The following is a 26539-nucleotide window of genomic DNA, read 5'->3' on the forward strand; positions in this document are numbered from 1 at the left end:
GGACAAAAGCCGAACGGCCGATCCGTCATTGAATCAGCCGTTCGGCACGGGCATTACAGGATGTTGAACGGAACCGTGGTCACGAGACGGAACTCGTTGATGCTGCCATCAGCCTGGTTTTCGCTGGCACGGTGAGCGGTGTAGGTGCCGCGAATCGTGGTGGCCTTGAGCGGGCCGCTCTGCACGGCGTAGGTCGCGCCGATGCCGTATTCATAGTGGTGTTCGCCATCCTGGGACTGGATGCCATCGTAACCCTTGCCTGCCACGCCGCCGTTGCCGGTGTAGTGAGTACCGTCGATACCCCAGCCGCGAGCCTGGTAGATGTTGAACTTCAGGCCTGGCACGCCGTATTCGGCCATGTTCAGACCGTAGGCAACCTGGAACGATTTTTCGTTCGGGCCGTTGAAGTCCGACAGCAGGGAGTTGGCCAGGTAGATACCGTTGGTTTCGTGCAGGTAGTCGAAGTACTCGTTACCGTTCACTTCCTGATACGAGAGGGTCAGGGTATGGGCCTGGTGGGTCAGGCCGAACGACAGCGAGTAGGTGTCGTTGTCGATATCGCCGATCAGGGCTTTACCGGTTTCCTTGGTTTTGTAGTAGTTCAGGCCGGTGGTCAGGCTCAATACCTGGCTGTCGCCCAGTACGTGGGAGGCGCCGAAGTAGTACTGGTTCCAGATGTCTTCAGCCTGGGTCGCCCAGAGGCTGGTGGTCAGGCTGGCAAATGGGGTGTAGGTGATACCGCCGGTGTGAACGTGGTCGGTTTCGACGATGCCGTTGGCGTATTCGGTGCGGAATTTGCGCTGGCTTTCTTCGGTACGCGGTGAGTTGCGGTCGAAGGTGGCCAGGTCGAAGGCCAGGTTGTTCAGCTCTTCGCTGTGCAGGGCCACGCCCTGGAAGCTCGAAGGCAGTGCACGGTTACCGATTACGTCGACCATCGGGCTGCTGAAGTTCATGCGGCCGGCGGTCAGGGTGCTGTTGGAAACACGGGCCTTGACGTTGGCCAGGCCCAGTTTGCTCCACTGGCCTTGAGCGTCGCCGCCCTCTTTGGTCAGGGTACGGTTGTTGCCCGCGCCTGGACGACTGCCTGGTGCGCCGCCGTTGTTCGACGCCAGGTCTTTGCGGTCCTGGTCCAGGGCGATGGCGTTGTACGCCGCCACTTCAGTGCTGAAGCCCACGGTGCCTTCGGTGAAGCCCGAGTTGTACTTGAGGATGGTGCCCTGGACCCAGTTGATCCGGCGATCGGTCGGGGTCGAAACGCCGTCTTTTTTGTAGGCGAATTTGGCGCCGCGGTGCAGTTGCTCATTGGCGTACCAGTTACGCGTGGTGCCGGTGATCGACTGGCCTTCGACAAAGCCAGTGGCTTCGCTCTGGGCGTTTTTCTCGTTCACGGTAACCGGGGTGAAAGCCTGGCTTTGGGTTTCTGCGTAAGCCGTGGCGGTTACGCTGCTGATGGCCAAGGCCAATAACGCGGTGCTGCTCAGTTTCATGGGTAAAGCTCCTTACTTTCTTTTTTTATGCCGGTCTTTTTTTGTGATCCGGCTATTGGTTTAGAACTCATTCAAGGCATCGCAAACGTTTGCTGTCGGCCAAATTGACAAAAGACGGCAAAGCGTCTGCGTGAGGGCGGAAAATCCGCCCCCCGGCATTTCTGGCTAATCGGTTATTTTTCGATGCTGACACCCGAGAAAACATTGCGACCGAACGGGCTCACCTTGAACCCTTCGATTTTGGCGCTCAGCGGCTGGTTGACCGTTGAGTGGGCGACCGGCGTGATCGGTACCTGCTGCTTGAGGTACTGCTGCGCCTGTTTGTAGAGCAGGGTGCGCTGTTCACGGTCGGTGACGACCTTGGCCTGCTTGATCAGCTTGTCGTAGGCCGGATCACACCACATCGAGTAGTTGTTGCCGCCAATGGCGTCGCAGCTGTAGAGCGTGCCCAGCCAGTTGTCCGGATCACCGTTGTCACCGGTCCAGCCGATCAGGCTGATGTCGTGCTCGCCATTCTTGGTGCGCTTGATGTACTCGCCCCACTCATAGCTGACGATCTTGACCTTGAGGCCGATCTTCGCCCAGTCAGCCTGGAGCATCTCGGCCATCAACTTGGCGTTGGGGTTGTACGGACGCTGGACCGGCATGGCCCAGAGGGTGATCTCGGTACCTTCCTTGACGCCAGCAGCCTTGAGCAGCTCCTTGGCTTTTTCCGGGTTGTAGGCGGCGTCCTTGATCGTGTCGTCGTAGGACCATTGGGTTGGCGGCATGGCGTTGACCGCCAGTTGCCCCGCGCCCTGGTAGACGGCATTGAGAATGCCTTGCTTGTTCACCGCCATGTCCAGCGCCTGGCGCACTTCGAGCTGGTCGAAGGGTTTGTGGCGCACGTTGTAGGCGATGTAGCCGAGGTTGAAGCCGGGCTTCTCGATCAGTTGCAGGGCCGGGTCGCTCTTCAGCGCGGTTACATCGGCAGGGCGTGGATGCAAGGTGATCTGGCACTCGCCGGCCTTGAGTTTCTGCACGCGCACCGAGGCGTCGGTGTTGATGGCGAAAATCAGGTTGTCGAGCTTGACCCGGCTCGGGTCCCAGTAATGCTGGTTGCCGGTGTAACGGATGTTCGAGTCTTTCTGGTAGCTCTTGAACACGAACGGCCCGGTGCCGATCGGCTTCTGGTTGATGTCGCTCGGCTTGCCCTCGGCCAGCAGCTTGTCGGCGTATTCGGCCGAAAGGATGGCGGCGAAGCTCATGGCGATGTTCTGGATGAACGCGGCGTCCACGCTATTGAGCGTAAAGACCACGGTCAGCGGCCCGGTCTTTTCGACCTTGGCGATGTTCTTGTTCAGGCTCATGCCGTTGAAGTACGGAAACTCTGTCGGATAAGCCTTACGGAAAGGTTGTTGCGGGTCGAGCATGCGATTGAACGTGAACAACACGTCATCGGCGTTGAAGTCCCGGGTCGGCGTGAAGTATTTGGTGGTATGAAACTTCACCCCTTCGCGCAGGTGGAAGGTGTATTTGAGGCCGTCCTCGGAAATATCCCAGCTCGTGGCCAGGCCCGGTACGACGTTGGTCGCGCCTTTTTCAAACTCTGCCAATCGGTTGTATAGCGGCTCGGCGGCGTCGTTGTCAGTCGCAGTGGTGTACTGCGCCGTGTCGAAACCGGCGGGGCTGCCTTCGGAGCAGAACACTAGGCTGTTGTTGGCGGCCTGGCTGATGGAAGTGGCGCCCAACAGACCGGTGCCCAGCAAAGCGGATAAAACCAGGGTATGGCGCATAACGCTTCCTTTTCTCTCAAATGTTGTCAATGAGCCGCCGTCCCGTGCGCGGACGTAGAGGCATCACTGATTTCAAACCATGCACACAGCAGTAACCGATGACCCACGCGTGCACTGGTCAGATCCCGACGGTATGAGCCATGGGTCCGGCAGTAAATGCGTAGAGTCCTAAAGACTCGTAGGAAATGGCAACGCGTCCTCGCCCGATGCTGTAGTCAGCTGCGGATTAGGATGTAGGCGAATTCCTGCTTTCTCGGAAGATAAAGCAACGGCGACGTCAGGAACGTCGCCGTTGCAAAATCTTATTTGCTGACGCTGACGCCGTAGAAGGAGTTCAAGCCAAATGGGCTGATCTTGAAGTCCTGCACGTTGGCGCGCATGGGTTGGAACACCGTCGAGTGAGCGATAGGTGTCATAGGCACGGCATCCTTGAGGACGTGTTGCGCCTGTTTGTACAGTTCGGTGCGTTTGCCTTGGTCCGAAGTGCGCTTGGCTTGCTTGACGATGTCGTCAAACTTCTTGTCGCACCATTTGGAGAAGTTGTTGCCTTCCAGCGAGTCGCAGCCGAACAGAACGTTCAGCCAGTTGTCCGGATCACCATTGTCACCGCTCCAGCCAATCAGCATCGCCTGGTTCTCGCCACCTTTGGAGCGCTTGATGTACTCGCCCCACTCGTAGCTCTGGATCTTGACCTTGAGGCCGATCTTGGACCAGTCGGACTGCAGCATTTCTGCCATCAGCTTGGCGTTCGGGTTGTAAGGACGCTGTACCGGCATCGCCCAGAGAACGATTTCGGTGCCCTCTTTGACGCCGGCTTCCTTGAGCAGCTCTTTGGCTTTCTCAGGGTTGTACGGCGCATCCTTGATGGTGGTGTCGTAGGACCACTGGGTTGGAGGCATGGCGTTGACGGCCAGTTGGCCGGCGCCCTGGTACACGGAGTCGATGATCTGTTGCTTGTTGACCGCCATGTCCATTGCCTGGCGTACCTTCAGGTCAGCCAGCGGGTTCGCATCGGTTTGTCCCTTGACCTTGGGCATCACGTTGTAGGCGATGTAACCGAGGTTGAAACCAGCCTGGTCAGGCAGCTTCAGGGTCTTGTCTTCGCGCAGTGCCTTCAGGTCGGCCGGACGAGGGAACAGGGTGACCTGGCACTCGTTCTTCTTCAGCTTCTGGATACGTACCGATGGGTCGGTGGTGATGGCGAAGATCAGGTTGTCGATCTTCACGTCGTCAGGCTTCCAGTAGTCCTTGTTCCCGGTGTAGCGGATGTTGGAGTCTTTCTGGTAGCTCTTGAACACGAACGGGCCAGTACCAACCGGCTTCTGGTTGATGTCGGCGGCCTTGCCTTCCTTGAGCAGCTGGGCAGCGTACTCGGCGGACTGGATCGAGGCGAAGCTCATGGCCATGTTCTGGATGAACGCGGCATCAACGTCCTTGAGGGTGAACTTGACAGTCTTGTCGTCGACTTTATCGATCTTGGTGATGTTGGTATCCATCCCCATGTCAGTGAAGTACGGGAATTCGGTCGGGTACGCTTTGCGGAACGGGTCATCCTTGTTAATCATGCGATTAAAGGTGAACAGCACGTCGTCGGCGTTGAACTCACGAGTTGGCTTGAAGTACGGCGTGGTATGGAACTTGACGCCTTCACGCAGGTGGAAGGTGTAGGTCAGGCCGTCATCGGAGACGTCCCAGCTGGTCGCCAGTCCAGGAATTACCGCGGTGCCGCCGCGCTCGAACTGCGTCAGGCGGTTGAACATGGTTTCTGCAGAGGCGTCGAAGTCGGTTCCGGTGGTGTATTGACCTGGATCGAAACCGGCCGGGCTCCCTTCGGAGCAGAACACCAGGTTAGTCGCTGCTTGGGCGAACGGTGCGCTGGCTAACAAGCTTGCGCCAACTAAGAACGGAATGACCGCGTGTTTAAGCATGGTGGCCTCATGATTTGTTGTCATTTTTGGAATTAGAGGACGACCTCGTGAGTCGTGCCTGCGGATACTTATGCAGGGGCCATACCCAATGCAAGATCCAGAGCGACTACAGGCCTTAAACGGTGGCACGAACGTACCTTAATGTCGCATTTGTATAATTGCTGACGCATTTGACCGTTTGCGCAGCATTTTTACGGTGCAAATGACGCACTTTTAGAGTGCGTTCCTGACTCGGGTTGCTCCTGCGTGGGGCGGGGTGTTACTTATTCATACCCCGGATTGTGGGGTGGGCATGGCGTGAATAAGAGTGGTTATTGTTGCACCGATAGTGGCCAATCGACGTCTTTTCTCGGGTGGACCTATCCAGTTATAGCTCATGCCTGAAAACTGCCAAAAAAAACGGCGATCATTTTTATGATCGCCGTTTTTGTTTACGGGCTATCGATTCAAGGCATCAGCACTTCAATCGAGCCATCGGCGGTCATGCTGACCTGGCTGGTACCGGCCTCGACATCCGGCGTCACCGGTGCGCTGTCCATGGCGGCGGCTTTCATCATCATTGGCGCGCGCATGTAAGGCTGTGGATAACCGTTGCTGTTGAGGTTCAGGTTGACGATTTTGTAGCTCTTGCCGCCCAGAGCATCAGTCGCAAGCTGGGCGCGGGCCTTGAACGCGGTCACGGCATCCTTGAGCAGGGCGTCTTCGCTGGCCTTGCGGGTCGGGGTGGCGATGGCGAAGTCCATGCCGCCCATTTTCAGGTCGGTGAGCAGTTCGCCGGTCAGCTTCGACAGCGCAGCGAAGTCCGAGCTTTCCAGGCGCAATTCGGCACGCTCGCGCCAGCCGGTGATTTTCTGGCCCTTGGTGTCGTAGATCGGGTAGCTGTTGCGACTGCCCTGGCGCTGGGTGATGTTCTTGACTTGCTTGGCCTGGGCCAGCGCCTTATTCATGGTGGTGCTGACATCGGCGGCGAGTTTGGCCGGGTCGGTGTTCTGTTCTTCGGTGTAGAGGGTCACGATCATCAGGTCGCGGGCCACTTCCTGACTGACTTCGGCGCGCAGGGAAATCTGGTTGTAATGAAGCTCGTCGGCTGCCAGGGCCGGGAGGCTGGCGACGGTGCCAACGCTCAGGGCGAGGAGGGCGGCGCTGCGGCGGAATGTGTGCATGAAGGCTCCTTGAAAGGTGCGCAGGGGTATGATCCAAGCCTGCGTGAAACCATCAGACTCTAGCTTTTATGCTCCGGTTCGCACAGTTACAACTTCTATACAGATGGTGCACAGGTGGCTGCTTCGCAGCCAATCGCGAGCAAGCTCGCTCCCACAGTTGACCGCATTCCAATGTGGGAGCGAGCTTGCTCGCGAAAGCGGCCTCATAGACGCTGCAGGCCTTCCTGCCATGTGGCCGTTTGCCGCACTTTTGCCTGTCAGCCCCCGGGCTTGGTTATACTCCCTGCGATCCGCCTGGAGCGCTCATCAGGAGAGCTCATGCTCGCCCCCGTTCAAATCACTTCCGCCACTCGCCAGAACCTCTGGCGGCTGACGTTCATCCGCACGTTGGTGCTGGCCGCCCAGGCCGGTTCCGTTGGCCTGGCCTACTGGCTCGAATTGCTGCCACTGCCCTGGTTTCAACTGGCTGCGACGCTCGCATGTTCAATGCTGCTGTGCGTGTTCACGGCCATTCGCCTGCGCACTTCGTGGCCGGTGACCGAGCTCGAATACGCCGTGCAACTGGCCTGCGACCTGTTTATCCACAGTGCGCTGCTGTATTTCTCCGGTGGCTCGACCAACCCCTTCGTCTCCTATTACCTGGTGCCGCTGACCATTGCCGCGGTAACGTTGCCATGGCGTTATTCGGTGATCCTGTCGGGTATTGCGCTGACGATGTACACGCTGTTGCTGGCGCAGTTCTACCCGCTGCAAACCTTCCCGATCGCTCGGGAAAACCTGCAGGTCTATGGGATGTGGTTGAGCTTTGCCCTCGCGGCTGCGGTGATCACCTTCTTCGCCGCGCGCATGGCCGAAGAACTGCGTCGCCAGGAAGAGTTGCGCGCCATTCGTCGCGAAGAAGGCCTGCGCGATCAGCAACTGCTGGCCGTCGCCACCCAGGCCGCCGGCGCGGCCCATGAACTGGGCACGCCGCTGGCGACCATGAGTGTGCTACTCAAGGAAATGCGTCAGGATCATCATGATCCGATGTTGCAGGACGACCTGAGCGTGCTGCAGGATCAGGTCAAGTTGTGCAAGCAAACCTTGCAGCAACTGGTGCGCGCCGCCGAGGCCAATCGCCGGTTGGCGGTGGAGATGCAGGACGTCACCGATTGGCTCGATGAAGCCCTCAATCGCTGGCACCTGATGCGCCCGGAAGCCAGTTATCGCTTCCAGCGCCTCGGCCAGGGCCCGGTCCCGCGCATGGCGCCGCCGCCGGACCTGACCCAGGCTTTGTTGAATCTGTTGAACAACGCTGCCGATGCCTGCCCCGAAGGGCTGCAAGTGACGCTGGACTGGGATTGGGAAAACCTGACCATCAGCATTCGTGACCATGGCGCTGGCGTGCCTCTGGCCATCGCCGAGCAAATCGGCAAACCGTTTTTTACCACCAAGGGCAAAGGCTTCGGCCTGGGCCTGTTTTTGAGCAAGGCCAGCGTGACACGCGCCGGCGGCTCAGTGAAACTCTACAGTCATGAGGAAGGTGGCACGCTCACCGAGCTGCGCCTGCCCCGTGTCGCCCGAGGAAACGAACATGAGTGAAGAGATCCAAGTCGAAGGCGAAGAACTGCCACATTTGTTGCTGGTCGATGACGACGCCACATTCACCCGCGTCATGGCCCGCGCCATGGCCCGCCGCGGTTTTCGCGTCAGCACTGCCGGTTCCGCCGAGGAAGGCCTGGAGCTGGCCAAGGCCGATCTGCCGGATTATGCCGCCCTGGACCTGAAGATGGACGGCGATTCCGGCCTGGTACTGCTGCCCAAGTTGCTGGAAATGGACCCGGAAATGCGCGTGGTGATCCTCACCGGTTACTCGAGCATTGCCACCGCCGTCGAGGCGATCAAGCGTGGTGCCTGCAACTACCTGTGCAAGCCGGCCGACGCCGACGACGTGCTGGCGGCGCTGCTGTCCGAGCACGCCGACCTCGACAGCCTGGTGCCGGAAAACCCGATGTCCGTGGACCGCCTGCAGTGGGAGCACATCCAGCGCGTGCTGACCGAACACGAAGGCAACATCTCCGCCACGGCCCGTGCCCTGGGCATGCACCGCCGCACCCTGCAGCGCAAACTGCAGAAGCGTCCCGTTCGCCGCTGAACCTGCGCTGAATGAATGCGGGCCGTATCTCGCGACAAACCGGACCGATCATCTATGATCGGTTCGTGTGCGTACTTTTCTCTATCGAGCCTTATCCATGAATCAGAACGCTGAGTATTCCGCGGTCAACGACGCCGTGCGCGGGCAGTTTTTTCGCAAAGTGTGGGCGATGATCACGCCTTACTGGCGCAGTGAAGAGAAGGCCAAGGCCTGGACGCTGCTGATCGCGGTGATAGCGCTGTCGCTGATCAGCGTGGGGATCTCGGTGTGGTTCAACACCTGGTACAAGGACTTCTACAACGCCCTGCAAAAGAAGGACGAGGCCGCGTTCTGGCAACTGATCCTGTACTTCTGCGCGATTGCGGCGGTGGCGATCGTCGGCGCGGTGTACCGGCTGTACCTGACGCAAATGCTGACAATCCGCTGGCGGGCATGGCTCACCGAAAAGCACTTTGCACGCTGGCTCGCCGACAAGAATTACTACCAGCTGGAGCAGGGCGGTTACACCGATAACCCGGACCAGCGGATTTCCGAAGACCTCAACAACTTCACCTCCAACACCCTTGAGCTGGGTATCGGGCTGCTGCGCAATATCGTCAGCCTGGTGTCGTTCTCGATCATTCTGTGGGGCGTGTCGGGCAGCATTGAAGTATTCGGCATCACCATTCCCGGCTACATGTTCTGGTGCGTGCTGGTTTATGCGGTGGTCGGCAGTTGGCTGACGCATTTGATCGGTCGTCGCCTGATCGGCCTGAACAACCAGCAACAACGCTTCGAAGCCGACCTGCGTTTCTCAATGGTGCGAATTCGCGAGAATGCCGAAAGTATCGCGTTGTACAACGGCGAGCCGAACGAGAATCGTCGGTTGAGTGATCGCTTCGAGATGGTCTGGCATAACTTCTGGGACATCATGAAAGTGTCCAAGCGCCTGACGTTCTTCACCGCCGGTTACAGCCAGGCCGCCATTATCTTCCCTTTCATGGTTGCCGCCCCGCGTTACCTTTCCGGCAAGATCGAACTGGGCGAGCTGATGCAAATCAGCTCGGCGTTCGGCAACGTGCAGGAAAGCTTCAGCTGGTTTATCAGTGCCTACCAGAGCCTCGCTTCCTGGCGCGCCACCTGCGATCGTCTGTTGAGCTTCCACCAGGCCATGCGTGATAACGAAGAGCGTGCGCCGGCCATCGACGTACAGAATTCGGGCTCGGTGCTGAAGGTGCACAACCTCGGCCTCGACCTGACTGACGGTCGCCACCTGCTGTCCAACGCCGACATGACCGTGGAGGAGGGCGAGCGTGTGATGCTCAGCGGTCGTTCCGGCAGCGGCAAGTCGACGCTGCTGCGGGCGATGGGACATCTGTGGCCGACCGGCCACGGCAGTATTCGTCTGCCATCGGCGCGCTACCTGTTCCTGCCGCAAAAACCGTATTTGCCGATTGGTACCCTGCGTGATGTCCTCAGTTATCCACAGCCCGGCGATACCTATCCGAACGAACGCTACGCGCAGGTGCTGGAAACCTGCCGCCTGCCGCACCTGATTGCCCGTCTCGACGAAGCCAATCACTGGCAGCGCATGTTGTCACCGGGGGAGCAGCAGCGCCTGGCCTTCGCCCGTGCGCTGCTTTATGCACCACAATGGCTGTACATGGACGAAGCCACCTCGGCGATGGACGAAGAAGACGAGGCCACGCTGTATCAGGCGCTGATCGACGAGTTGCCGGGGCTGAGCATTGTCAGCGTGGGCCATCGCAGCAGCCTGAAACGCTTCCACCCGCGGCACATTCGTATCGAGAATGGCCATCTGGTGGACCAGGCCGTGACCGCATAAACACCACAAATCCTGTAGGAGCTGCCGCAGGCTGCGATCTTTTGATCTTGAAAAATCAAAGTCAAAAGATCGCAGCCTGCGGCAGCTCCTACAGGGGTGGTAGTGATCGTACAACCGCGTTGCGCTATGATGCGCTTTCAGCCGCCGATTTTTTCGAGACAGATGTTCACCATGGAAAACCCGAACGACGCTCCACGTCTCCCACGCAAGCGCCGCAGCCTCGCTCAGGAACTGGTGACGGTGCTGTCCGAGCAGATCCGCGACGGTCATCTCAAGCGTGGCGACAAGTTGCCCACCGAGTCAGCCATCATGGATGCCCATGGTGTCAGCCGTACGGTGGTGCGCGAGGCGATTTCCCGTTTGCAGGCGGCAGGGCAGGTGGAAACCCGCCACGGTATCGGCACCTTCGTGCTCGACACACCGAGCCCGAGCGGTTTCCGTATCGACCCGGCGACCGTCGTGACCTTGCGAGATGTGCTGGCGATCCTGGAACTGCGCATCAGCCTGGAAGTGGAGTCCGCCGGATTGGCGGCGCAACGTCGTAGTCCGGAACAGTTAGCCAATATGCGCGCCGCCCTCGACGCGTTGAATGAAAGCGCCGCTCACGCCAGTGACGCCGTAGCCTCTGACTTCGCCTTCCACCTCGAAATCGCGCTGTCCACCGGCAACCGTTATTTCACCGACATCATGACCCACCTGGGTACCAGCATCATTCCGCGCACACGGCTGAACTCCGCGCGCCTGGCCCATGACGACCAGCAGCACTACATGGGGCGCCTGAGCCGTGAGCACGAAGAAATCTACGACGCCATTGCCCGCCAGGATTCCGATGCGGCGCGTGCCGCCATGCGTTTGCACCTGACCAACAGCCGTGAGCGGTTGCGTCATGCCCATGAAGAGGCCGAGGCGCAGCGGGTTTAGGTTTTTTGCTTTTGGTGATGGGGCGCCCGATAAGCCGTCTTCGACTTGCTCGCGAAGGGGCCGCAAGCCATCCCGCAAGACCTTCGATCAGCCTCTTTTGTACTTATCTCCTGCTTCAATCTTCCGACAACGTATCTCCTGAACACCTGTTTTTCGAGGTGTGATCTTCCCTGCGCTCCCCTGAAGAAGCCCTCTAAAACAGGACTTCAACGAATTATTGTCGAACAATTTTCACCCCCAGCGATGAAATGCAGTTGACGGTTGTATTTTAAGTTGTACGATGACCTACAACTTCAGCGCGGGCTGAACGGTTTTCTCACACAACGTCGTTATCCAGGGTGTTCGAATAATGAATCCACAAGAACTGAAGTCCATCCTCTCTTCCGGTCTGCTGTCTTTCCCGGTTACCGATTTCAATGCTCAGGGCGACTTCAATCGCGCGGGTTACATCAAACGTCTCGAATGGCTGGCCCCATACGGCGCCTCGGCTCTGTTCGCCGCGGGCGGTACCGGTGAGTTCTTCTCTCTGGCGGCCAGCGAATATTCGGAAATCATCAAGACGGCCGTCGACACTTGCGCCTCCAGCGTGCCAATCCTGGCCGGCGTGGGCGGTTCGACCCGCCAGGCCATCGAATACGCACAGGAAGCCGAGCGCCTGGGCGCCAAAGGCCTGTTGCTGCTGCCGCACTACCTGACCGAAGCCAGCCAGGACGGCGTTGCCGCCCACGTTGAAGCCGTGTGCAAATCGGTCAACATCGGCGTGGTGGTCTACAACCGTAACGTCTGCCGCCTGAACGCACCGCTGCTGGAACGTCTGGCCGAGCGCTGCCCGAACCTGATCGGCTACAAGGATGGCCTGGGTGATATCGAGTTGATGGTGTCGATCCGTCGCCGCCTCGGTGATCGCTTCAGCTACCTGGGTGGCTTGCCGACCGCCGAAGTCTACGCCGCGGCCTACAAGGCGCTGGGCGTGCCGGTCTACTCCTCGGCGGTGTTCAACTTCATCCCGAAAACCGCGATGGACTTCTACCACGCGATCGCTCGTGAAGATCACGCCACCGTCGGCAAGATCATCGACGACTTCTTCCTGCCGTACCTGGACATCCGTAACCGCAAGGCCGGTTATGCCGTGAGCATCGTCAAGGCCGGGGCAAAGATTGCCGGCTACGACGCAGGTCCTGTGCGTGCACCGCTGACCGACCTGACCGGCGAAGAGTACGAAATGCTCGCCGCGCTGATCGACAAGCAGGGCGCGCAGTAATACATCCGATTAAGTAAGGCCGCTGAGCAATCAGCGGCCTTTTGCGTGAGGAGATCTTCAAGTGGCTGATTCAAAGCGTTTCGATAACTACATCAACGGCGAATGGGTTGCCGGTGGCGATTATTCGACCAACATCAACCCGTCCGAACTGAGCGACGCCATCGGTGACTACGCCAAGGCTGACCTGGCTCAAGTCCACGCCGCCATCGACGCCGCCCGTGCCGCGTTCCCGGCCTGGTCCACTTCCGGCATTCAGGCGCGTCACGACTCCCTGGACAAAGTCGGTACTGAAATCCTCGCCCGACGCGAAGAACTCGGCACCCTGCTGGCCCGGGAAGAGGGCAAGACCCTGCCTGAAGCCATCGGCGAAGTGACCCGCGCCGGTAACATCTTCAAGTTCTTCGCCGGCGAGTGCTTGCGCCTGTCCGGCGACTACCTGCCGTCGGTGCGTCCGGGCGTCAACGTTGAAGTCACTCGCGAAGCCTTGGGCGTGGTCGGTCTGATCACCCCGTGGAACTTCCCGATCGCCATCCCGGCATGGAAAATCGCCCCGGCCCTGGCCTACGGCAACTGCGTCGTGCTGAAACCCGCGGACCTGGTTCCGGGTTGCGCCTGGGCCCTGGCTGAAATCATCTCCCGCGCAGGCTTCCCGGCCGGTGTGTTCAACCTGGTGATGGGCAGCGGTCGTGTGGTTGGCGATGCACTGGTCCACAGCCCGAAAGTCGATGGCATCAGCTTCACAGGTTCCGTGGGTGTCGGTCGTCAGATCGCCGTCAGCTGCGTATCGCGCCAGGCCAAGGTCCAGCTGGAAATGGGCGGCAAGAACCCGCAGATCATTCTCGACGACGCTGACCTCAAGCAAGCGGTCGAGCTGTCGGTACAGAGTGCGTTCTACTCCACCGGCCAGCGTTGCACCGCTTCCAGCCGCTTTATCGTCACCGCTGGCATCCACGACCAGTTTGTCGAAGCCATGGCCGAGCGCATGAGGTCGATCAAGGTCGGCCATGCGCTGAAAGCCGGCACCGACATTGGTCCGGTGGTTTCCCAGGCTCAGCTTGAACAGGACATGAAGTACATCGACATCGGCCAGTCCGAAGGTGCGCGTCTGGTCAGCGGCGGTGCTCTGGTGACCTGCGACACCGAGGGTTACTTCCTCGCGCCAACCCTGTTTGCCGACAGTGAAGCCTCGATGCGCATCAGCCAGGAAGAAATCTTCGGCCCGGTAGCCAACATCGTCCGCGTCGCCGACTACGAAGCCGCGCTGGCCATGGCCAACGACACCGAGTTCGGGTTGTCGGCGGGCATCGCTACCACGTCCTTGAAGTACGCCAACCACTTCAAGCGCCACTCCCAGGCCGGGATGGTGATGGTCAACCTGCCGACCGCCGGTGTGGATTACCACGTTCCGTTCGGTGGGCGTAAAGGTTCATCCTATGGATCACGTGAGCAAGGTCGCTATGCGCAAGAGTTCTACACGGTCGTGAAGACCAGTTACATCGGTTCGTAAACGCAATACCTCTGTAGGAGCTGCTGAAGGCTGCGATCTTTGCTTTTGAAGATCAAAAGATCGCAACCTCGTTTCACTCGGCAGCTCCTACAGGGAAATACCAAAGATTCACCCCGCATAAAAATAATCAGTGGGAGTACATCTACATGCAATCGACCAAGCCGACTCACGTCCGCTATTTGATCCTGCTCATGCTGTTTCTGGTGACCACGATCAACTACGCCGACCGGGCTACCATCGCAATCGCCGGCTCCAGCCTGCAAAAAGACCTCGGCATCGACGCCGTTACCCTCGGCTACATCTTCTCCGCATTCGGTTGGGCCTACGTGGCCGGGCAAATCCCCGGTGGCTGGCTGCTGGACCGTTTCGGTTCGAAAAAAATCTACGCACTGAGCATCTTCACCTGGTCGCTGTTCACCGTGCTGCAGGGGTATGTCGGCGAGTTCGGCATGTCCACCGCCGTGGTCGCGCTGTTCATGCTGCGCTTTTTGGTGGGCCTGGCCGAAGCGCCATCCTTCCCCGGCAACGCACGCATTGTGGCCGCCTGGTTCCCGACCGCTGAACGCGGCACCGCCTCGGCGATCTTCAACTCGGCGCAGTATTTTGCCACCGTGTTGTTCGCACCGCTGATGGGCTGGATCGTCTACAGCTTCGGCTGGCAGCACGTGTTCATCGTCATGGGCGTGATCGGCATCATCTTCTCCGGGATCTGGCTGAAAGTGATCTACAGCCCACGCCAGCACCCGATGATCAATGATGCTGAGTTCAAGCACATCGCCGACAACGGCGGCATGGTCGACATGGACCAGGACAAGGGCAAAGGCAAAAAGGCCGACGGTCCGAAGTGGGACTACATCCGCCAATTGCTGACCAACCGCATGATGCTCGGCGTGTACCTGGGCCAGTACTGCATCAACGGCATTACCTATTTCTTCCTGACCTGGTTCCCGGTGTACCTGGTGCAGGAGCGCGGCATGACCATCCTCAAGGCCGGTTTCATCGCGTCCTTGCCGGCGATCTGCGGCTTCATCGGTGGTGTGCTCGGCGGGGTGATTTCCGATTACCTTCTGCGCAAAGGCCATTCCCTGACCTTCGCCCGCAAGGCACCGATCATTGCTGGCCTGCTGGTTTCCAGCAGCATCGTGGCGTGCAACTACGTGGACGTAGAATGGATGGTCGTCGGCTTCATGGCCCTGGCGTTCTTCGGCAAAGGCGTGGGCGCACTGGGCTGGGCGGTGGTGTCCGACACCTCGCCGAAGCAGATCGCCGGCCTGAGCGGTGGCCTGTTCAACACCTTCGGTAACATTGCGTCGATCACCACTCCGATCGTGATCGGCTACATCATCAGCTCCACCGGTTCGTTCAAATGGGCGCTGGTGTTCGTCGGTTGCAACGCATTGGTCGCGGTGTTCAGCTACCTGGTGATCGTGGGCCCGATCAAGCGCGTGGTGCTCAAAGAGCCACCAGCGAACGGTACTGAAGCCCCTGGCAAATTGTCTCAAGCGCATTCCTGAGGAGCGGCGTCATGCAGTTGATTGAACATTCCGACTCGCCGCGCTACATCCGCCTGCACGAGCGGGACAACGTAGTGATCGTGGTCAATGATCAGGGTGTACCGGCCGGCACCGAGTTTGCCGATGGTTTGGTCACCGTGGACTTCGTGCCACAAAGCCACAAGGTCACCCTGGAAGACATTCCAGAGGGTGGCCAGGTGATTCGTTATGGCCAGGTCATTGGCTATGCCTTGCAGCCGATCCCCCGCGGCAGTTGGGTCAAGGAAGATCAACTGCGCATGCCGACCGCGCCACCGCTGGACAGCCTGCCGCTGTCCACCGATGTGCCGGCCGCGCAGGCACCGCTGGAAGGTTTCACCTTCGAGGGTTATCGCAACGCCGACGGCACCGTCGGCACGCGCAACATTCTGGGCATCACTACCACCGTGCAGTGTGTGACCGGGGTGCTCGATCATGCGGTCAAGCGCATCAAGGATGAGTTGCTGCCCAAGTACCCGCACGTCGATGACGTGGTGGCGCTGACCCACAGCTATGGCTGTGGCGTGGCGATCACCGCGACTGACGCGTACATCCCGATCCGCACTGTGCGCAATCTGGCGCGCAACCCTAACCTGGGTGGCGAAGCCTTGGTGATCAGCCTGGGCTGCGAGAAATTGCAGGCCGGGCAAGTGATGCACGACAACGACAGCTCGGTGGATCTCAGCGAGCCTTGGTTATACCGCTTGCAGGATTCCAGTCACGGTTTCACCGAAATGATCGAACAGATCATGGAACTGGCCGAGACACGCTTGAAGAAGCTCGATCAACGTCGCCGGGAAACCGTGCCGGCGTCCGAACTGATTCTGGGCATGCAATGCGGTGGCAGTGATGCGTTCTCCGGCATCACCGCCAACCCGGCGCTCGGTTATGCCTCGGACCTGCTTCTGCGGGCCGGTGCGACGGTGATGTTTTCTGAAGTCACCGAAGTACGTGATGCCATTTATTTACTGACCTCACGGGCGGAAAACCAGGACGTCGCCCAGGAACTGGTGCGGGAAATGGACTGGTACGACCGCTACCTGGCCAAGGGCGAGGCGGATCGCAGTGCCAACACCACCCCAGGCAACAAGAAGGGCGGGTTGTCGAACATTGTCGAGAAATCCCTGGGATCGATCGTCAAGTCCGGCAGCAGCGCGATCAACGGCGTGCTTGGCCCTGGCGAGCGTTTCAAGCGCAAAGGCCTGATCTTCTGCGCGACTCCGGCCAGCGACTTTGTTTGCGGGACTTTGCAGTTGGCGGCGGGGATGAACCTGCACGTGTTCACCACCGGTCGTGGCACGCCTTACGGGCTGGCCATGGCACCGGTGGTGAAGGTCTCGACCCGGACCGAACTGGCACAACGCTGGCCGGACCTGATCGACATCGACGCGGGCCGAATCGCTACCGGACGCGCCTCCATCGAGGAGCTTGGCTGGGAGTTGTTCCACTACTACCTGGACGTGGCCAGCGGCAAGCAGCAGACGTGGGCTGAAAAGCACAAGCTGCATAACGACATCACCCTGTTCAACCCGGCGCCGATCACTTAAGACCGAGTCGCCTGCTTCGCGAGCAAGCCCGCTCCCACACTGGATTGTCGTCGCGCACAAATTTTGTTTTCGACACTGATCAAATGTGGGAGCGGGCTTGCTCGCGAAGGCGATCTAGCAGGCGCCGAAGTCTTCAGTGGCTTATCATTAGCCCCCTAACGACGCCCACCAAGGTTACCCCCGGCATGCTGGCAATTTTCCTCGAAACCCTGAACATCACCGCGCCGGTGTTTGCCATGCTGTTTCTCGGGGTGCTGCTCAAGCGCATCGACTGGATCAACGACAACTTCATCCACACCGCATCGTCACTGGTGTTCAACGTCACCATGCCGGCGTTGTTGTTTCTGGGCATCCTGCATGCCGACCTGCACGCGGCGCTGCAACCGGCGCTGCTGATCTATTTCTCCCTCGCGACCCTGGCGTGTTTTGCCATCGCCTGGGGTTGGGCGATCTGGAAGTGCCCGCGGGAAGACCGGGGGATCTACACCCAGGGCGCGTTTCGCGGTAACAACGGGGTCATCGGCCTGGCACTGGCGGCAAGCATGTACGGCGACTACGGGATTTCCCTCGGGGCGATCCTCGCGGCGCTGGTGATCCTGTTCTACAACACCCTCTCGACCATCGTGCTGGCGGTGTACAGCCCGGTGATCAAGTCCGATTCGTGGAGTATCTGCAAAAGCGTGTTCAGCAATCCGCTGATCATCAGCGTGATCGTGGCTGCCCCCTTTGCCTATTTCAAGATTGGCTTGCCTGGCTGGCTGGAAACCTCCGGCCAGTATCTGGCGCAAACGACCTTGCCGCTGGCGCTGATCTGCATCGGCGGCACGCTGTCCCTGGCCGCGCTGCGCAAAAGCGGCAACATGGCGCTGAGTTCAAGCCTGGTGAAGATGATCGGTTTGCCGGTACTGGCGACACTGGGCGCATGGTTGTGGGGCTTTCGCGGGGCGGAACTGGGGATTCTGTTCCTGTACTTCGGCAGCCCGACCGCCGCTGCCAGTTTCGTCATGGCCCGGGCGGCGGATGGCAATCACGAGTTGGCGGCGGCGATTATCGTGATCACCACGCTGATGGCGGCGGTCACCACCAATGTCGGGATCTTCTTTTTGCAGTGGGGTGGGTGGATTTAAAGGCAAGGGTCAAAAGATCGCAGCCTGCGGCAGCTCCTACAGGAAAACGCATTCCAATGTAGGAGCTGCCGCAGGCTGCGATCTTTTCAAAGCAATAAAATTATTCCGGCTTCTGGTAACTGTCGATCACTTCCTGCGCCGCCCGAAACGCATCAATCGCCGCCGGCACACCGGCATACACCGCGCAATGCAGCAGCGCCTCGCGAATCTCATCCACAGTGCAGCCATTGTTCAGCGCACCGCGCACGTGACCTTTCAATTCCTGCGGGCACTTGAGTGCAGTCAGGGCGGCAAGGGTGATCAGGCTGCGGGTTTTCAGTGGCAGGCCTTCGCGATTCCACACACCGCCCCAGGCGTGTTCATTGACGAAGTCCTGCAGCGGCTGGGTGAATTCGGTGGCATTGCCCAGTGCGCGGTCGACGAAGGCGTCGCCCATCACTTGGCGGCGGACTTCAACGCCGGGTTTTTTATTCTCGGTCATGGGGCTTCCTTCTTATGGTGTTGGCGACGCCAGGCGCGTAGTGACGTGAACAACAAAAACGCCACCAGCGCCGGCAGGACGAAAAACAGCATCAAGTGTTCCAGCTTGCCGGCCAGTGGCATACCGGTGGTGAACGACACCACGTGTAGCCCATACGCCAGGTACAAACCCAGAAACAGCAGGCCTTCGGCGCGGGTCACCCGGTAGCCGGAGTAGAACACCGGCAGGCACAGCGCCGCGACGCCGAGCATCACCGGCAGGTCGAAATCCAGGGCGTTGGGCGACACCGACAGCGGCGACGGTGCCACCAGCGCGGTAAAACCGAGCACACCCAGGAGGTTGAACAGGTTGCTGCCAATCACGTTGCCCACGGCAATATCGCGCTCGCCGCGCATGGCCGCGATCAACGAAGTGGCCAGTTCAGGCAGTGAGGTGCTGACGGCGACGATGGTCAGGCCGATGATCCGCTCCGACAACCCAAGATCGGTGGCCACCGCAACCGCCGCGCCCAGCAGCAAGTGCCCGGCGTACACCAGCATCGCCAGCCCGGCGACGATCATCAGCAGGCTGCTCAGCCATGGCGCTTGCCCATGATGGTCATGGCTCGATACCGGCCGTCCCGAATGCCGTGACTGGCGCAGCAACAAGCCCAGGTAAATCGCCAGTGCCGTCAGCAGCATCACGCCGTCGGCCCGGGACAGTTCTTCATTCCAGGCGAGTACGAACACCAGCAGGCTGGCGCCGATCATCAACGGAATATCCAGGCGTACCAATTGCCGGGAAACCCGCAAAGGAATGATCAGCGCGGACAACCCGAGGGTGACGAGGATGTTGAAAATGCTGCTGCCGATCACACTGCCGACGGCGATGTCGGCAGTGTGCGCCAGGGTCGCTTGCAGGCTGACCGCCATTTGCGGCGCGCTGCTGCCGAGGGCGACGATGGTCAGGCCGATGATCAGCGGTCGTACGTGCAACCGCGCGGCGATGCGTACGGCGGCGCGCACCATCAATTCGGCGCCGACAATCAGCAGGAACAATCCGCTGAGCAATTCGATCACACTGATCAGGGGTAAATCGGCTAGTCCGAAAATGGTCGGGGCTCCATCGGTCAGTCGTCCAGGGCTTGCACGCGAACCTTCGCAGTGCCGCTGCGCAGCATGCCCAGGCGCTCGGCGGCTTCCCGGGACAGGTCGATCAGGCGGCCACGGGTGTGCGGCCCGCGATCATTGATGCGTACCACGCAGGATTTGTCGTTATTCAGATTGGTGACCTTCACCCGTGTACCGAAGGGTAGCTGGCGATGGGCGGCGGTCATGGAATTCATGTTGAAACGCTCGCCGTTGGCGGTGCGTTTGCCTTGGTGTTTGGCGCCGTAGTACGAAGCCACGCCGGTTTTGTCGTAGCCATGCGGATCGACGGTGTCGGTGCTGGCGCAACCGGCCAGGAGCGAGAGGAGGGCGCAGGCGCCGAATAGACGTTTCATTCAAGGTTTTCCCGAAACAATTGTGGGAGCGAGCCTGCTCGCGATAGCGTTCTGACAATCAACTCATCGTTGAGTGCCGGACCGCTGTCGCGAGCAAGCTCGCTCCCACAGGGAATGGAGCCAGATTTTAGAGCTGGCTCCATCCTCATCAGCCTTCGAGCTTGCTTTTGAGGAGTTCGTTGACCTGTTGCGGGTTGGCCTTGCCTTTGGAGGCTTTCATGGCCTGACCGACGAAGAAGCCGAACATCTTGCCGCGCTTGGCTTCGTCTGCCGCGCGGTATTGCTCGACCTGCTCGGCGTTGGCCGCGAGCATTTCGTCCAGCACCGCCGAAATGGCGCCAGTATCGGTCACTTGCTTGAGGCCGCGCTTGTCGATGATCTCGTCCGCGCTGCCTTCGCCATTGGCCATCGCTTCAAACACCACCTTGGCGATCTTGCCGGAGATGGTGTTGTCCTTGATGCGCAGCAGCATGCCGCCCAGAAGCTCGGCGGAAACCGGCGACTCTTCGATGTCCAGGCCTTGCTTGTTGAGCAGACTGCCCAACTCGACCATCACCCAGTTGGCCGCCAGTTTGGCGTCGCCGCCGATGCTCGCGACTTTCTCGAAGTAATCGGCTTGCTCGCGGCTGGTGGCCAGGACGCTGGCGTCATAGACCGACAGGCCGAACTGCTCCTGGAAACGCTCGCGTTTCTGCGGTGGCAATTCCGGCAAGGTGCCGCGCACGTCGTCGAGGAACGAATTCTCGATAACCACCGGCAGCAGGTCCGGATCGGGGAAGTAACGGTAGTCGTTGGCTTCCTCTTTGCTGCGCATCGGACGGGTTTCGTCCTTGTTCGGATCGTACAGGCGGGTCTGCTGGATGACCTTGCCGCCGTCTTCGATCAGCTCGATCTGACGCTGGATTTCGCTGTTGATCGCCTTCTCGATGAAACGGAACGAGTTGACGTTCTTGATCTCGCAGCGGGTGCCGAACTCGACCTGGCCTTTCGGACGGATCGATACGTTGCAGTCGCAGCGCAGCGAACCTTCGGCCATGTTGCCGTCGCAGATGCCCAGGTAGCGCACCAGCGCGTGGATCGCCTTGACGTAGGCCACGGCTTCCTTGGCGCTGCGCATGTCCGGTTCGGAGACGATTTCCAGCAGCGGTGTGCCGGCACGGTTCAGGTCGATGCCGGTGGCGCCGCTGAATTCTTCGTGCAGGCTCTTGCCGGCGTCTTCTTCCAGGTGCGCGCGGGTGATGCCGACACGTTTGACCGTGCCGTCCTCGAGGGCGATGTCCAGGTGGCCCTTGCCGACGATCGGCAGCTCCATCTGGCTGATCTGGTAGCCCTTGGGCAGGTCCGGGTAGAAGTAGTTTTTACGGGCGAACACGTTGTGCTGGCCGATCTCGGCGTCAATCGCCAGACCGAACATCACCGCCATGCGCACCGCTTCCTGGTTCAGCACCGGCAGCACGCCGGGCATGCCCAGGTCTACGAGGCTGGCCTGGGTGTTCGGCTCTGAACCGAACGTGGTGGAACTACCGGAAAAGATTTTCGACCGGGTGGTGAGCTGGGTGTGAATCTCCAGCCCGATCACGACTTCCCATTGCATGTGTGTCTCCTCAGAAGCCGGTTGGGGTGCGGGTGTGCCAGTCAGTGTTCAACTGGTACTGGTGCGCAACGTTGAGCAAGCGGCCTTCCTGGAAATACGGGGCGAGCAGTTGCACGCCGACCGGCAGACCGTCGACAAAACCTGCCGGCATGGACAAGCCCGGCAGACCCGCGAGGTTGGCGGTGATGGTGTAGACGTCTTCCAGGTACGCAGCGACCGGGTCGCTGTTCTTGGCGCCAAGCTTCCAGGCCGGGTTCGGCGTGGTTGGGCCGAGGATGATGTCGACCTCATTGAAGGCCGCCATGAAGTCGTTTTTGATCAAGCGACGAATCTTCTGCGCCTTCAGGTAATAGGCGTCGTAGTAACCGGCGGACAGCGCGTAGGCACCGACCATGATCCGGCGCTGTACTTCCGGGCCGAAGCCTTCGCCACGGGAGCGTTTGTACAGGTCGATCAGGTTGACCGGGTTTTCACAGCGGTAGCCGAAGCGCACGCCGTCGAAACGCGACAGGTTGGACGAGGCTTCCGCCGGGGCGATCACGTAGTACGCAGGGATCGCGTGCTGCATGTTCGGCAGGCTGATTTCCTTGATCACGGCGCCGAGCTTTTCCAGCTCCTTGACGCTGTTGTGGATCAGCTCTGCAATGCGCGGGTCGAGACCGGCGCTGAAGTATTCCTTCGGCACGCCGATGCGCAGGCCTTGCAGCGAGCCGTTGAGGCTGGCGCTGTAGTCCGGTACGGGCTCATCGATGCTGGTGGAGTCGTTCGGATCGAAGCCTGCCATACCTTGCAACATAATCGCGCAGTCTTCGGCGGTGCGTGCCATCGGGCCGCCCTGGTCGAGGCTGGACGCGTAGGCAATCATGCCCCAGCGCGAAACACGACCGTAGGTCGGTTTCAGGCCGGTGAGGTTGGTCAGGGCCGCAGGCTGACGGATCGAACCGCCCGTGTCGGTGCCGGTGGCCGCAGGCAACAGACGAGCGGCAACCGCCGCAGCGGAGCCGCCGGACGAACCGCCCGGAACGTGTTCCAGGTTCCACGGGTTTTTCACCGCGCCGTAGTAGCTCGACTCGTTGGCCGACCCCATGGCGAATTCGTCCATGTTGGTCTTGCCCAGGGTCACGGCCCCGGCCGCAGCCAGTTTGGCGACCACGGTGGCGTCGTACGGTGCTTTAAAGTTGTCGAGCATCTTCGAGCCGCAGCTGGTGCGAATGCCCTGGGTGCAGAACAGATCTTTGTGGGCGATCGGCGCGCCGAGCAGGGCGCCGCTCTCACCGTTGGCCCGGCGGGCATCGGCGGCTTTCGCCTGCGTCAGCGCCAGGTCCTCGGTGAGGCTGATGAAACTGTTGAGCTGCGGATCGAGCTGGGCGATGCGCGCCAGCAGGACCTTGGTCAGCTCTTCGGAGGAAAACTTTTTATCGGCGAGTCCGCGGGCGATCTCGGCCAGAGTCAATTGATGCATTGCAGGCTCTTTCCCTATTAGTCGATGACTTTCGGAACCAGGTACAGGCCGTTTTCGACCGCTGGTGCGATGGACTGGTAGGCCTCGCGGTGATTGGTCTCGGTCACGACGTCCGCGCGCAGGCGCTGGCTGGCTTCCAGTGGGTGGGCCAGCGGTTCGATACCGTCGGTATTGACCGCCTGCATTTCGTCGACCAGCCCGAGAATGCTGTTGAGGGCCGAAGTGATGTGTGGAAGATCGGCATCATTGAGGCCAAGGCAGGCCAGATGAGCGATTTTTTCCACGTCGGAGCGTTCAAGCGCCATGGGATTCTCCAGTGGAAAACAAAACGGACCGCGTCCGTGTGTTAGATTGTCGGAACACTACCGCACTTCTACGGTCATAAGGCCGCGATTGTGGGGCTTGGTGCACAGAAAAGCGGCCAATTTAACATATTGGCGCCTTGCCCAAAATCCCTGTCGTTGTTAGAGTTTGCCGCACTTTTTTACCCACGCGTTGCCTAGGGTCCCTTTCCCATGTTCAAGAAACTGCGTGGCATGTTTTCCAGCGATCTTTCCATTGACCTGGGCACTGCCAACACCCTTATTTACGTGCGCGAGCGCGGTATCGTCCTGAATGAGCCATCGGTTGTGGCCATTCGGACACACGGTAACCAGAAAAGTGTCGTTGCTGTCGGCACCGAAGCCAAGCGCATGCTGGGCCGTACGCCGGGCAACATTGCTGCCATTCGTCCGATGAAGGACGGCGTGATCGCCGACTTCAGCGTGTGCGAAAAAATGCTGCAGTACTTCATCAACAAGGTTCACGAAAACAGCTTCCTGCAGCCTAGCCCTCGCGTGTTGATCTGCGTTCCGTGCAAATCCACCCAGGTTGAGCGTCGTGCAATCCGTGAATCGGCCCTCGGTGCCGGTGCCCGTGAAGTGTTCCTGATCGAAGAGCCAATGGCTGCTGCGATCGGTGCCGGCCTGCCGGTAGAAGAAGCTCGCGGTTCGATGGTCGTGGATATCGGTGGCGGTACCACTGAAATCGCACTGATCTCCCTGAACGGTGTGGTTTACGCCGAATCCGTGCGCGTTGGCGGCGACCGCTTCGACGAAGCGATCATCACCTACGTGCGTCGCAACTACGGCAGCCTGATCGGTGAGTCCACCGCCGAACGTATCAAACAGGAAATCGGTACCGCCTACCCGGGCGGCGAAGTTCGCGAAGTCGACGTTCGCGGCCGTAACCTGGCCGAAGGCGTTCCACGGGCATTTACCCTGAACTCCAACGAAGTGCTGGAAGCTCTGCAAGAGTCCCTGGCGACCATCGTTCAGGCGGTGAAAAGCGCCCTGGAGCAATCGCCGCCGGAACTGGCTTCCGACATCGCCGAGCGTGGCCTGGTACTGACCGGTGGTGGCGCCTTGCTGCGTGACCTGGACAAATTGCTGGCCCAGGAGACTGGTCTGCCGGTGATCGTTGCCGAAGACCCGCTGACCTGCGTTGCTCGCGGCGGTGGCCGTGCATTGGAAATGATGGATAAACACACCATGGACCTGCTTTCCAGCGAATAAGTCGCCGGATTGCCTCTATGCTGTTGAGCGCGCAGGCGGCACTTTGCAGTGCTGCCTGTTCGCGTTTATCTTCTGTCAGTCTGCATCCAGGCCGGATTGCTGCCGTATGAATAAACAGAACATTTGCCTGGGAGGAGCGGCTTATTAAACCGCTTTTCACCAAGGGCCCTTCACTGGGCGTGCGCCTGTTGGTGCTGGTCGTGCTATCGGTCGCGCTGATGGTGGTCGATGCCCGTTTCAGTCTGCTCAAGCCTGCACGCAGCCAGATGTCGCTGGTGCTGATGGACGCCTACTGGATCACCGACCTGCCCGGACGACTGTGGGAAGGCGTTGCCAGTCAGTTTGGCAGCCGGACCGAACTCGTCGCCGAAAACGAAAAACTCAAGACTGAAAACCTGCTGTTGCAGGGGCGCATGCAGAAGCTGGCCGCCCTGACCGAGCAGAACGTTCGGCTGCGCGAGTTGCTCAACTCTTCGGCACTGGTCAATGAGAAGGTCGAAGTGGCCGAGTTGATCGGCATGGACCCCAACCCCTTTACCCATCGCATCATCATCAATAAAGGTGAGCGCGACGGCGTGGTCCTCGGTCAGCCGGTACTCGATGCCCGTGGCCTGATGGGGCAGGTGGTCGAGTTGATGCCCTACACCTCCCGCGTCTTGCTGCTGACCGATACCACCCACAGCATTCCGGTGCAGGTGAACCGTAACGGTTTGCGGGCGATCGCCAGCGGCACCGGCAACCCGGAGCGTCTCGAGTTGCGGCATGTGGCCGATACCGCCGACATCAAGGAAGGCGACTTGCTGGTCAGCTCCGGCCTCGGTCAGCGTTTCCCGGCGGGTTATCCGGTGGCGACGGTCAAGGAAGTGATTCACGATTCCGGCCAGCCGTTTGCCATTGTCCGCGCCGTTCCAACCGCCGCCTTGAACCGTAGCCGTTACCTGCTGCTGGTGTTCAGCGACAACCGGACCGCCGAAGAGCGCGTCAACGCTGCCGCCCAGGCTCAGGAAAGCCTGGATGCACAGGGTGGTGGGCCGACCATTCCGGCGACGGTTCCGAAACTGGCCAGCCCTGCAGCCCCCGCTGCACCGGCTGCCGCACCGGCGATTCCTGCCACGGCGGCGCCTGCGGCCACCGCGCCAGCCAAGCCAGCGACCACGCCAGCCAAGCCTGCGGCAGCTAAACCGCCGGCGGCGCAACCCGCTGCCGCGAAGCCTGCGGCCAAACCGCCAGTGTCCGCGCCGGCCACTCCAGTGGGGAGAGAATAATGGGCGGTGTAAAAGCATCCCGAAACGGCTGGATAGTCTGGCTGACGTTTGCCGTCGGCCTGCTGCTGAGTGTTTCACCTCTGCCGCAATTCATGGAAATCCTGCGTCCGTTGTGGCTGGCCTTGTTGCTGGCATTCTGGGCGTTGAACCTGCCGCAGACCGTCGGGATGGTGACGGCGTTTTGCCTGGGGCTGGCTGAAGACGTGCTCTACGGTACCTTGCTGGGGCAGAATGCCTTGATCCTGACGCTCATCACCTATTTGGTGCTGGCGCTGCAGCAACGCCTGCGGATGTTCCCGATGTGGCAGCAGAGCCTGGTGATCCTGGTGATCTTCGGCCTCGCCCAGCTTGTACAACTGTGGCTCAGTGCCTTGACCGGCAATCGTCAGCCGACGCTGGCGTTGGTGCTGCCGGCACTGGTCAGTGCGCTGCTCTGGCCCTGGATCAGTTTCGGTTTGCGCGGACTGCGTCGACGCTACAAAATCAATTAATTC

General features: G+C 60.1%; 22 protein-coding genes. 12 read left to right on the forward strand and 10 right to left on the reverse strand.

Annotation, left to right across the window (positions count from 1 at the left end):
- Window positions 1–53: 53 nt before the first annotated feature.
- The 4 genes from AB4O40_RS21595 to AB4O40_RS21610 form a co-directional block, all read right to left on the reverse strand.
- Entirely contained in the window at window positions 54–1487 is a 1434-nt protein-coding gene (locus tag AB4O40_RS21595; protein WP_056728298.1) for an OprD family porin, read from the reverse strand.
- Window positions 1488–1660: 173 nt separating this feature from the next.
- Entirely contained in the window at window positions 1661–3262 is a 1602-nt protein-coding gene (locus tag AB4O40_RS21600; protein WP_056728299.1) for an ABC transporter substrate-binding protein, read from the reverse strand.
- A gap of 302 nt (window positions 3263–3564) precedes the next feature.
- Complete coding sequence (locus tag AB4O40_RS21605; protein ID WP_056728300.1) at window positions 3565–5190, reverse strand: ABC transporter substrate-binding protein; 1626 nt, start codon at window positions 5188–5190, stop codon at window positions 3565–3567.
- Between the two features lie 446 nt (window positions 5191–5636).
- Window positions 5637–6353, reverse strand: coding sequence for an SIMPL domain-containing protein (locus AB4O40_RS21610; RefSeq protein WP_056728302.1), 717 nt, complete (start codon window positions 6351–6353; stop codon window positions 5637–5639).
- 318 nt (window positions 6354–6671) lie between these two features.
- Between AB4O40_RS21610 and AB4O40_RS21615 the strand changes: the two genes are divergently transcribed.
- From AB4O40_RS21615 to AB4O40_RS21655, 9 genes are all read left to right on the forward strand, one after another.
- The gene (locus tag AB4O40_RS21615) at window positions 6672–7934 is read left to right on the forward strand and encodes an ATP-binding protein (protein ID WP_056728304.1); all 1263 of its coding nucleotides are present in this window, start codon (window positions 6672–6674) and stop codon (window positions 7932–7934) included.
- On the forward strand, window positions 7927–8487 hold the full coding sequence (locus tag AB4O40_RS21620; RefSeq protein ID WP_007973041.1) for a response regulator transcription factor: 561 nt from the start codon (window positions 7927–7929) through the stop codon (window positions 8485–8487). Before AB4O40_RS21615 ends, AB4O40_RS21620 begins: the two co-directional genes overlap by 8 nt.
- Before the next feature lie 97 nt (window positions 8488–8584).
- On the forward strand, window positions 8585–10312 hold the full coding sequence (locus tag AB4O40_RS21625; RefSeq protein ID WP_460053444.1) for an ABC transporter ATP-binding protein/permease: 1728 nt from the start codon (window positions 8585–8587) through the stop codon (window positions 10310–10312).
- 171 nt (window positions 10313–10483) lie between these two features.
- Complete coding sequence (locus tag AB4O40_RS21630; protein WP_177336501.1) at window positions 10484–11233, forward strand: FadR/GntR family transcriptional regulator; 750 nt, start codon at window positions 10484–10486, stop codon at window positions 11231–11233.
- Window positions 11234–11582: 349 nt separating this feature from the next.
- The gene (gene kdgD / locus AB4O40_RS21635) at window positions 11583–12494 is read left to right on the forward strand and encodes a 5-dehydro-4-deoxyglucarate dehydratase (protein WP_056728312.1); all 912 of its coding nucleotides are present in this window, start codon (window positions 11583–11585) and stop codon (window positions 12492–12494) included.
- 61 nt (window positions 12495–12555) lie between these two features.
- The gene (locus AB4O40_RS21640) at window positions 12556–14001 is read left to right on the forward strand and encodes an aldehyde dehydrogenase family protein (protein ID WP_460154597.1); all 1446 of its coding nucleotides are present in this window, start codon (window positions 12556–12558) and stop codon (window positions 13999–14001) included.
- 146 nt (window positions 14002–14147) lie between these two features.
- Entirely contained in the window at window positions 14148–15515 is a 1368-nt protein-coding gene (locus AB4O40_RS21645; protein WP_409078300.1) for an MFS transporter, read from the forward strand.
- 11 nt (window positions 15516–15526) lie between these two features.
- Window positions 15527–17080 (forward strand): galactarate dehydratase, encoded by a 1554-nt coding sequence (gene garD / locus AB4O40_RS21650; protein ID WP_056728321.1) that lies wholly within the window; start codon window positions 15527–15529, stop codon window positions 17078–17080.
- 185 nt (window positions 17081–17265) lie between these two features.
- On the forward strand, window positions 17266–18207 hold the full coding sequence (locus AB4O40_RS21655; protein WP_460053443.1) for an AEC family transporter: 942 nt from the start codon (window positions 17266–17268) through the stop codon (window positions 18205–18207).
- 100 nt (window positions 18208–18307) lie between these two features.
- Here the strand turns inward: AB4O40_RS21655 and AB4O40_RS21660 are convergent, their stop codons facing one another.
- The 6 genes from AB4O40_RS21660 to gatC all read right to left on the reverse strand — a co-directional run bounded on the left by AB4O40_RS21660 (window position 18308) and on the right by gatC (window position 23532).
- Window positions 18308–18688: a carboxymuconolactone decarboxylase family protein gene (locus AB4O40_RS21660; RefSeq protein WP_046040018.1), complete on the reverse strand. Its 381-nt coding sequence runs from the start codon at window positions 18686–18688 to the stop codon at window positions 18308–18310.
- A complete protein-coding gene (locus AB4O40_RS21665) occupies window positions 18685–19746 on the reverse strand; it encodes a calcium/sodium antiporter (RefSeq protein ID WP_223542496.1) in 1062 nt (353 codons plus the stop codon). Before AB4O40_RS21665 ends, AB4O40_RS21660 begins: the two co-directional genes overlap by 4 nt.
- A gap of 50 nt (window positions 19747–19796) precedes the next feature.
- Window positions 19797–20171, reverse strand: coding sequence for a septal ring lytic transglycosylase RlpA family protein (locus AB4O40_RS21670; RefSeq protein WP_223542495.1), 375 nt, complete (start codon window positions 20169–20171; stop codon window positions 19797–19799).
- 148 nt (window positions 20172–20319) lie between these two features.
- Complete coding sequence (gatB, locus tag AB4O40_RS21675) at window positions 20320–21765, reverse strand: Asp-tRNA(Asn)/Glu-tRNA(Gln) amidotransferase subunit GatB (protein ID WP_056728336.1); 1446 nt, start codon at window positions 21763–21765, stop codon at window positions 20320–20322.
- Between the two features lie 10 nt (window positions 21766–21775).
- Complete coding sequence (gene gatA, locus AB4O40_RS21680; RefSeq protein ID WP_056728337.1) at window positions 21776–23227, reverse strand: Asp-tRNA(Asn)/Glu-tRNA(Gln) amidotransferase subunit GatA; 1452 nt, start codon at window positions 23225–23227, stop codon at window positions 21776–21778.
- A gap of 17 nt (window positions 23228–23244) precedes the next feature.
- The gene (gene gatC / locus AB4O40_RS21685) at window positions 23245–23532 is read right to left on the reverse strand and encodes an Asp-tRNA(Asn)/Glu-tRNA(Gln) amidotransferase subunit GatC (RefSeq protein WP_007901429.1); all 288 of its coding nucleotides are present in this window, start codon (window positions 23530–23532) and stop codon (window positions 23245–23247) included.
- A 210-nt stretch (window positions 23533–23742) separates the two neighbouring features.
- Between gatC and mreB the strand changes: the two genes are divergently transcribed.
- The 3 genes from mreB to mreD all read left to right on the forward strand — a co-directional run bounded on the left by mreB (window position 23743) and on the right by mreD (window position 26536).
- The gene (mreB, locus tag AB4O40_RS21690; protein ID WP_002555108.1) at window positions 23743–24780 is read left to right on the forward strand and encodes a rod shape-determining protein MreB; all 1038 of its coding nucleotides are present in this window, start codon (window positions 23743–23745) and stop codon (window positions 24778–24780) included.
- 179 nt (window positions 24781–24959) lie between these two features.
- The gene (mreC, locus tag AB4O40_RS21695; RefSeq protein ID WP_460053440.1) at window positions 24960–26045 is read left to right on the forward strand and encodes a rod shape-determining protein MreC; all 1086 of its coding nucleotides are present in this window, start codon (window positions 24960–24962) and stop codon (window positions 26043–26045) included.
- The gene (gene mreD / locus AB4O40_RS21700; RefSeq protein ID WP_007970244.1) at window positions 26045–26536 is read left to right on the forward strand and encodes a rod shape-determining protein MreD; all 492 of its coding nucleotides are present in this window, start codon (window positions 26045–26047) and stop codon (window positions 26534–26536) included. The genes mreC and mreD overlap by 1 nt, the downstream gene beginning before the upstream one ends.
- Window positions 26537–26539: the final 3 nt, after the last annotated feature.

Source organism: Pseudomonas sp. S2_F07 (genome assembly GCF_054668325.1).